A 9,042-nucleotide genomic window follows, 5' to 3' on the forward strand; every position below is an offset into this window, starting at 1 on the left:
TATCAAGATTTGATGCGTGCGTAGACGGTGGAGGTGGAGTATTGCCAGTGAGGACGGCATCACTGAACCCAAGGTCTTGTGACGTAACGTGAATAAGCACATCGCCATCGCCGTACTGCTTCCCAAACCCACCAGCACCATCAGCATACTCATTGATAGCCCAGGCAACATCAGTTTCACTCGTATCAAAAAAACCAGCAGTGGCCAGGAGCGCAACATCGGAAAACCCTGTTGCCAATGTTTCGTTACCATCTGTCACGTCAATTTTTGCGCGAAGGTTGTCTACTAAGCCGCCACCGATTCCAGTCAAGGAGTAATCTTTCGTATACATAGAACCAGCATCTACATATTCGAACTCGCCGATATGTACCCTTGTTTCTATATCAATAGTCAAACCAGCTTTACCCGTAACGTTAGATAATGAGCTATCGTCAAGGAATTGTAACTCAGCAAACGCGCACGGCGACGTAAGGCCCACCACTAAAGCACAGCTTTTAGCAGCTACAGGAATTTGCTTGAATATATTCTTGTTATTTTTGGCTATTACAGCCCTACCCGTCTTCATGAGTACTCCTGAGGGTTAGGTGGAATCTCCACCTATTCAGTATTCCTTGTGCTCAAGTCGATAAGCTATAGTAATATTTATAAGCCGACCAACAGTCACATATATATGTAAAATATCACATACCGTTACATGCACCAATGGTTTATGCTTTAGAAGCAGGGCAAGTAATAGTCAATAAAACATATTTGTGAGCCAGTTCAAATTTTAGTATGAACATTCTAATTCTAAGAAGTATTATCTAACCCAATGAACGCAATTCATTTTTTCAGGTTTTTATCGCTAGCGTAAAGCTAGAGTGGACTCGCCCTTGCAATGCAAGGGCTTTTTTTTGCTTATAAATAATTCAAGCTTCAGCGAAAGGCCTTATACACACGAAACTTAGTGGTTTCAGCCAATACATCGCAGCGCCCCATGCTCGCCTCAATAATCGATGCATATTTAAGAAAAGAATTCGCAACTAAAAGAAAAGGTGCGTGCTTTGTCAATTTATCTTTGGCACCTTTAATAAACCCCTCAGTAGTTGTGTATTCAGTATCTACACCTTGATGGAATGGCGGGTTCGTCACTAAGGCGTTAACCCTACCTTTTACCTCAGCCCAGCCATCACTGGGGTAAATATCTACATCTATGTTATTTAGCCGCGCAGTTTCTTCAGCGCACTTTAGGGCCAACAAATTAATATCAACCATTTCCAGCTTAATACCTGGATTGAGCAGTTTTGTATAACACCCTAGTACGCCACTACCACAACCAAAGTCCAATACTCGCCCCTCTAGACGGGTAAACATATTCGCCAGTAGTAGCTCAGTACCCTCATCGAGCTCACCGATACTAAACACACCTGGTATAGCAGCCACTTTTAAGGATATGTCATTCACCTCAACATCAAATGATGTCATCCAATCTTTTAAGCTAAACGGCTCGACTTTTTGATCTAGGCTTGCATGCCACAATTGACAGTGTTTAGCTGAATCAATCTTGCTAGCATCACTGCTATATGAGCTTAACTTCTTAGCCGCACTAGCAATTCCGGCTTTTTTCTCACCCACGAGATAGATATCACCACCTTGACACAACAGAGGCGTAACATAGGCCAAGATAAGGTCCAACTCTGCCTTTGCTTTTGGGATGTGAATGATCACCGCATCACAAGCCTCAAGACCTTCATTACCCAAACTAAATAAGACTTTGTTACCAAGAGAGTTTTTTAAAGACCGATATACTCGATAATCAAAGGTAATTACCTTTTCAGGATTTAAATACTCAAGAGGATCACCAGGGGGTGGACCAAAAATAATCAACTTTCTGCACTGGGAAAACTGTTCTGAATTGCGTTCAATAACCTTTGATCTTACGTGCATCTAATCACTCTCGTCTTTAATATGGGATTGATCCACTTCAAATGGCATTTTATCTCTCTCCAACTCAATGGAACTAAAGTGAAACCGTAAGTGGCTGTATCGCTCGGCGATAATCGTATTTTTTGGGACGTCAAAGCGCTTTACGGCTCGAATTGCACGAACAACCGAGTCATCCAAAGCAGGGAGACCACTCTGCAAGAAGATAAATACATCAACGACATTTCCGTATTCGTCCAGCTCTAGCTTTGCAACACCTCTATGCATTTGCCTACCTTTGTATGGATTATTCCATTTTTCGTTAACCTGCTTATTCATTCTTTCAAGAAATTTATTAACCATACGCAGTTCTTCACTTTCTTGTTCGCTATATGGTTGTTCAACAGTTACGTTCTCAAGTTCATCTTCACCGAGCAAGCTGATATTCCCAACAACATGAGTGTCTGGGTTTCCTTGACTCTTTTCCTCTAAAAGAACGGTATCAGCCTCATATTCACCATATACATCTTCCATATACGAAGGAATAATGGAGCTCTCCTCTACATTGTTACGCTCATCCATGTCATTCAGCTGTGAAGATTGTTCAGCCACTTTATTAACACCTTTAGTACTCGTATCTAACAGATTCCGGCTTATTGACTCAGTTTCATCTGTTTGGTTCTGTGTTTTTTTCTCAGAGGCCGCCAGATCATCTGAAGGGTCAGGCAACTGACTCCATTTCTCAGGCTCCTCATTTAAAATACTTTTATTCGCTAGCTGCTCTCCGCGCTCGACCCCGCCATCACCAAAAAACACCTCTTTGGCCTCTCGATTTGTTTGATTACTGGACGAAAACTCCTGTGCATTATGCACCGGAGAAAAATAATCCGAATCCTGATTCGGTTCTGGCTCTGGCTCTGGTTCTGGCTCTGGTTCTGGTTCTGGTTCTGGTTCTGGTTCTGGTTCTGGTCCTGGTTCTGGTTCTGGTTCTGGTCCTGGTTCTTCTAAGTGATGTTTTATCAATTTAATTTGGACGACAGACGTTTCTTCGACTTCATTCTCACTATGTTGCGTTCGCCACACATAAAAGATTAAAGCGAGCAAATGTATGATAATACTTACAGCAAGTAGAACACCAAAACGCCAACGATCTTTTATCTTGTCCACACCCAAAACGAAGATACCTAACGCTTAAAACTAGTTAGCAAAATCAGACTCACCGTAATAGAGCAAACCCTTTCGATATAAAAAATAGTTTCTAACCTTTGGATCGATTGGTGGCGCAAGTCTCCCAGTTTTTAATAAAGCTTCCATAAATGCCTTATCTAGATCTTCACTTCCAGAACGCTGTTTAAATACAACATTATAAAAATAGCCTTCACTGTCCTGTAAATATGTAATTTGACCGTAATAGGTTTTACCAACATCTCTGTAACTTCTTTTCGGTCTTACCAGGTTGCTTTCAATTTTTTTAAAGCCTTGCTTCAAATAGTCACTCGCAATGAGCTTATGCCTAGGTGACATTGATTGTTCAATCTGCTTAGCTTTGACGGCTCCATACTTATATAAAACCTCACCCTCTTTAGTCAGTACGAAGTTTTGCCTAAGCGTTTTCTTATCTATTAGATATTCTGAACCCGGTATGCCATCTACAAGTCTTTGACGCGGCTTAATAGTCTTTAAATTCGAAGCCTGACCGGAACCTTTGTGGCTGGAAGCACCACCCGATTTCTCTGCTTTGGCCTTCTCTGCTTTGGCCTTCTCTGCTTTGGCCTTCTCTGCTTTGGCCTTCTCTGCTTTAGCTTTCTCTGCTTTAGCTTTCTCTGCTTTAGCTTTCTCTGCTTTAGCCTTCTCTGCTTTAGCCTTCTCTGCTTTGGCTTTTTCTGCTTTAGCCTTCTCAGCTTTAGCCTTCTCAGCTTTAGCCTTCTCAGCTTTAGCCTTCTCAGCTTTAGCCTTCTCTGCTTTGGCTTTCTCTGCTTTAGCTTTCTCAGCTTTAGCTTTCTCTGCTTTAGCTTTCTCTGCTTTAGCTTTCTCTGCTTTAGCTTTCTCTGCTTTAGCTTTCTCTGCTTTAGCTTTCTCTTCTGTTAAAGGCTTTTCCTCTTCCTCCTCCTCTTCCTCTTCCTCTTCATTAATAGGATTATCTAATTTTATCAGAACTTTATGCTGCTTTTCTTCCTCTTCATCTTTATCCACCTGAGCAAGCATAACCACGCCGATTATAATCGCATGCAGCAAAAAACTAAGGCCAACAAATAAGGCGTAGCGATCTAAGTAGCGTCTTGGTAACATCAGTATTGCAACAACTCTTAATAGGCATTAAGCCTTTTATAACGATGAATTCAGGCCTTCAAGCAACGAAAGCTCTTATTATGTCTAATGTAATTCCCTTTAAAAAACCATCCCCAAAGGCCAAGCATAAAGGCAAAACTTTATGCAAAAGCGGCTTTCATAAGTGGAAGGTTATAAGCAACTCAAAGTTCGACGTTAAACAGGGCAAGCTTGTAACGGTGTCAAAATGCCAGCGTTGCGGCCTTGTAAAAAACGAACTTAAATAACAGTTTTGCCTAACTAAATATTTCGTAAGCCTTTAAGGTGATAAAAGCTATAGACGAGTCTATCATTTAACTTTACGATCTTTCATCCTGTAATTTGCACTAAAGTGTGCATTGAGACTAGATTTTTCAACTACATTTACAATAAGCAAAATAAGCCATGCATTTTAAATTCGCTTTGTTTTTTACTCTCATCTTTCAAACTTTCACTATTGCTGCAAATCCTCAGCACGGTATTGCAATGCATGGTTCGTTAAAATACGACCCGTCTTTTGAGCATTTTGACTACGTCAACCCTGTTGCAAACCAGGGTGGCACATTAAAACTAGGCGTTGTCGGTGATAACTTCGACAGTTTCAACCCTTATATTATTAAAGGCGTTTCTGCCGCGGGTGTTCGCTACTTGTATGAAAGTCTCACAAAGCATGCGAGTGATGAAGCTTTCAGCGAATATGGACTAATTGCCGAAACAATCGAGACGCCTGATGACCGTTCATCAGTTACATTCAAGCTAAACCCTAATGCCAAGTTTTCTGATGGCAGCCCCATAACAGCAGACGACGTAAAGTTCAGTTTCGAAACACTAACGAAGCATGAAAAAGCACAACCATTCTATGCAGCTTACTATGCCGATGTAAAAAACGTTGAGGTTCGCTCAGATTCAGTCATTCATTTTGAGTTTGCTACCAATCAAAATAAAGAACTCCCGCTCATCATTGGTCAACTCCCGATTTTTTCCAAAAACTATTGGAGTAAACACGATTTCGGTAAATCGTCGCTAAATATTCCTGTCGGCAACGGCCCTTACATGATCGACAGCTTTGACCCTGGTCGCTCGGTCACACTGAAGAAAAACCCAAACTACTGGGCAAAAGATCTTGCGGTTAACAAGGGTATGTATAATTTCGATAAAATCGTATACGAATATTACAAAGATAACACTGTTGCATTGGAGGCTTTCAAAGCTGGCGAGTTTGATTTCCGCATTGAGAACACTGCACGCAACTGGGCTAACGCCTACGTCGGCCCAAAGTTTGATAACGGCGAACTGATCAAAGAAGAAGTTAAGCACGAGCGCCCAGCCGGTCTTCAGGCTTTTGTTATCAATACACGTAGAGAACTTTTCAAGGATAGCCGTGTCAGACAGGCGCTCGCCTATGCATTTGACTTTGAATGGACCAACCAGAATTTGTTTAATGGGCAATATGCACGCAGTAATAGTTATTTTGAGAACTCTGAACTCGCTTCGCGGGGCTTGCCGACTGGTGAAGAGCTAAGCACCCTTGAAGCCTTTAGAGACCAACTTCCATCATCTGTTTTTACAAGTGAATACCGTTCACCTAGCACAGAAAAACCTGCAAGCTTGCGAAAAAATTTAAGGAAAGCCATCAAGTTACTGAAAGAAGCAGGCTGGTCTGTGAAGGATGGCAAGCTGACAAATAAGCAGAGCGGAAAGCCCTTTTCATTCGAGTTTTTATTATTCCAGAAAGACTTTGAGCGTGTAGTACAACCCTTTATTAAAAATCTTGAAAAACTTGGAATTGAAGCCGGTATCCGCGTCGTAGATACTACCCAGTATATAAATCGCCGCCGCTCTTTTGACTTCGATGTGATGGTTGGTGGTTTTGGTCAGTCAAATTCACCAGGTAACGAGCAAAGAGAATACTGGCATTCATCAAAAGCCAATACGCAGGGTTCTAGAAACATTGCCGGAATACAAGACCCTGTCGTGGATAAGCTTGTTGATCTTGTCATCAGTGCGCCAGACAGAAAGTCTTTAGTTAATCGAACTCGTGCTCTCGACAGAGTTCTACTACACGGGCACTACGTAATACCTAACTGGTATAACCCGGTTGAGCGTATCGCTTACACTAAGAGCCTTGCGAGACCTGAAATTTCCCCCAAATCCGGAGTAGCGATCGATACGTGGTGGTTCCGTAAGTAATGAGCGCCTACATTCTTCGCAGACTTCTTCTTATGATACCGACACTACTCGGCATCATGCTCTTAAACTTCATTATCGTGCAAGCAGCACCCGGCGGCCCCGTTGAGCGAATGCTCGCACAGATTCAGGGAATGGGTTCAGACGTTCAAAGCCGTTTAGGCGGCGGTAGCGGAGAGCTATCTACCAACACCTCAAGTTCTAGCAGCTCTGGCAGCTCCTCTAAATACCATGGTGCTCAAGGCCTTGACCCTGAGCTTATTGAGCGCATTGAAAAGATGTATGGCTTCGATAAGCCAGCTTATGAGCGCTTCTTTATTATGATCAAAAACTATGCTGTTTTTGACTTTGGCGAAAGCTTTTTCCGCGACAAAAGTGTACTCGACTTAGTCCTTGAAAAAATGCCGGTATCAATTTCTCTTGGTCTTTGGTCAACACTGATCATCTACCTTATATCGATCCCGCTCGGCATCAAAAAAGCGATCAAAGACGGCTCCAAGTTCGACCTTTGGACCAGTAGTGTCATTATTGTTGGTTACGCAATTCCTGGCTTCTTATTCGGCGTTATCCTAATAGTTCTCTTTGCTGGTGGAACATACTGGGACTGGTTCCCTTTACGCGGTCTTACCTCGCCAGACTTTGACACCATGACGACAAGCGAGCAAATTCTGGATTATGCTTGGCACCTAGTACTGCCAGTTACCGCTATCGTTATAGGTGGCTTTGCAACTCTAACAATGCTTACCAAGAACTCCTTCATGGATGAGATCAACAAGCAGTATGTTACGACTGCCAGAGCTAAGGGGCTCACAGACAAAAGCATTTTATATGGACATGTATTTAGAAATGCCATGCTGATAGTTATTGCAGGAATGCCTAGCGCCTTGATCGGTATATTCTTCACAGGCTCGATGTTGATAGAGGTAATTTTTTCGCTTGACGGCCTTGGACTGCTTGGTTTCGAAGCTGTACTCAACCGCGATTATCCGGTTATGTTTGGAACGCTTTACGTATTTACCCTGGTTGGTCTAATTCTAAAACTCATTAGCGACCTGACATACGTCTTTATTGACCCGCGAATTGACTTTGCAAGCAGGGAGCAATAGTGATGTTGATTAATACTAGCTCGTGGTCACCCCTGAATCGCCGACGCCTTGCTAACTTCAAGGCCAATAAACGCGGATATTACTCTTTAATCTTATTCTCGATTTTATTTTTTGCTTCACTGTTTGCCGAAATCATTGCAAATGACAAGCCTCTTTTGGTGTCCTATCAGGGTGAACTTTATACGCCATTCTTAAATAGTTACCCAGAAACCGCATTCGGAGGAGACTTTGAGACCGAAGCCGACTATCGTGACGAATACGTTTCTGAGCTGATTAATGAAGAAGGCTGGATGTTATGGCCTCTTATACAATACAGCTACGACACCATTAACTATCAACTTCCTGTACCCGCCCCAAGCCCTCCTTCAAGTGAAAACTTACTTGGGACCGACGATCAGGCTCGTGATGTTGTCGCAAGATTGATTTACGGTTTTAGAATATCAGTACTCTTTGGTTTAGCACTCACATTATTTAGCTCTGTTGTTGGTGTGGTAGTTGGCGCTATACAAGGCTTTTATGGCGGCCGCATCGACCTTTATGGCCAACGTTTTATAGAAATCTGGTCTGGGCTACCCGTTCTATTTCTGCTGATAATCATGAGTAGTATTATTACGCCTAACTTCTGGTGGCTACTTGGTATTATGCTGTTATTCAGCTGGATGGGGCTAGTTGACGTTGTACGCGCAGAGTTCTTGCGCGCTAGAAACCTAGAATACGTACGCGCAGCCCGTGCACTAGGCTTGGACAATAGAGGAATTATGTTTAGACACATGCTTCCTAATGCTATGGTCGCGACACTTACTTTCATGCCTTTCATTCTCACGGGTTCAATTACTACCCTGACCTCTCTCGACTTTCTTGGCTTTGGGCTTCCACCAGGATCACCCTCACTAGGTGAACTGATTTCACAAGGCAAAACAAATTTACACGCACCCTGGCTCGGCGCATCGGCATTTATTGTTCTTGCACTAATGCTGTCTCTACTTGTATTTATTGGCGAAGCCGTACGCGACGCATTCGACCCAAAAAAGATATAAGCACGCACTCAAGGTAATTAGTTTTTATGACAAACGATAACGATGCTCAAATATCTATCAGAGACCTTCGTGTTTGCTTTCAACAAGGAGAGCAAGAAATAGAGGCAGTTAAAGGTATCAGTTTTGATATTCACGCGGGAAAGACAATCGCAATTGTTGGCGAAAGCGGTTCTGGAAAATCAGTAACTGCCCAGGCGATTCTCGGCTTACATCCAAGAAATAAAACGTCTTACCCGAGTGGCGAAATCCTTTTTCAAAACAAAGACCTTTTAAAAGCAAGCGAGACTGAATTAAGAAGTGTGCGTGGCGGTAAAATTGGCATGATCTTTCAGGAGCCAATGACGTCACTTAATCCGCTACATACGATTGAGAAACAAATTGCCGAATCAATACAGTTACACAGCGCTCATTCAACTCGAGCCGCTCGTAAGCGTGTTATCGAATTACTAGATCTAGTTGGTATTCCTGAGCCTGAGTCTCGCCTGGGATCCTATCCTCACCAA

The 9,042-nt window shown here is 42.7% G+C and carries 8 protein-coding genes; 4 read left to right on the plus strand and 4 right to left on the minus strand.

Features of this window, described 5'->3' with window-relative positions:
* The 4 genes from A3757_RS12455 to A3757_RS12470 form a co-directional block, all read right to left on the minus strand.
* Positions 1-565: DUF6160 family protein (locus A3757_RS12455; protein WP_231878267.1), on the minus strand; the 565-nt coding region annotated here is incomplete at its 3' end.
* A 350-nt stretch (positions 566-915) separates the two neighbouring features.
* The gene (locus tag A3757_RS12460; protein ID WP_068510522.1) at positions 916-1,926 is read right to left on the minus strand and encodes a methyltransferase; all 1,011 of its coding nucleotides are present in this window, start codon (positions 1,924-1,926) and stop codon (positions 916-918) included.
* Complete coding sequence (locus tag A3757_RS12465; protein WP_156491882.1) at positions 1,927-3,069, minus strand: TonB C-terminal domain-containing protein; 1,143 nt, start codon at positions 3,067-3,069, stop codon at positions 1,927-1,929.
* Between the two features lie 30 nt (positions 3,070-3,099).
* The gene (locus A3757_RS12470; RefSeq protein ID WP_068739719.1) at positions 3,100-4,191 is read right to left on the minus strand and encodes a hypothetical protein; all 1,092 of its coding nucleotides are present in this window, start codon (positions 4,189-4,191) and stop codon (positions 3,100-3,102) included.
* 423 nt (positions 4,192-4,614) lie between these two features.
* On the opposite strand from A3757_RS12470, the gene A3757_RS12480 reads away from it, so the two are divergent.
* The 4 genes from A3757_RS12480 to A3757_RS12495 all read left to right on the plus strand — a co-directional run.
* Positions 4,615-6,399, plus strand: coding sequence for an extracellular solute-binding protein (locus A3757_RS12480; protein ID WP_068509069.1), 1,785 nt, complete (start codon positions 4,615-4,617; stop codon positions 6,397-6,399).
* Positions 6,399-7,502, plus strand: coding sequence for a microcin C ABC transporter permease YejB (locus A3757_RS12485; protein WP_068509072.1), 1,104 nt, complete (start codon positions 6,399-6,401; stop codon positions 7,500-7,502). Before A3757_RS12480 ends, A3757_RS12485 begins: the two co-directional genes overlap by 1 nt.
* A gap of 2 nt (positions 7,503-7,504) precedes the next feature.
* Positions 7,505-8,539, plus strand: a complete 1,035-nt coding sequence (locus A3757_RS12490) for an ABC transporter permease (RefSeq protein WP_068509074.1) — start codon at positions 7,505-7,507, stop codon at positions 8,537-8,539.
* Between the two features lie 26 nt (positions 8,540-8,565).
* Positions 8,566-9,042, plus strand: a 477-nt coding sequence (locus A3757_RS12495; protein WP_156506299.1) for an ATP-binding cassette domain-containing protein, incomplete at its 3' end; no start/stop codon positions are given.

The sequence above is a fragment of the Oleiphilus sp. HI0117 genome, from assembly GCF_001635235.1.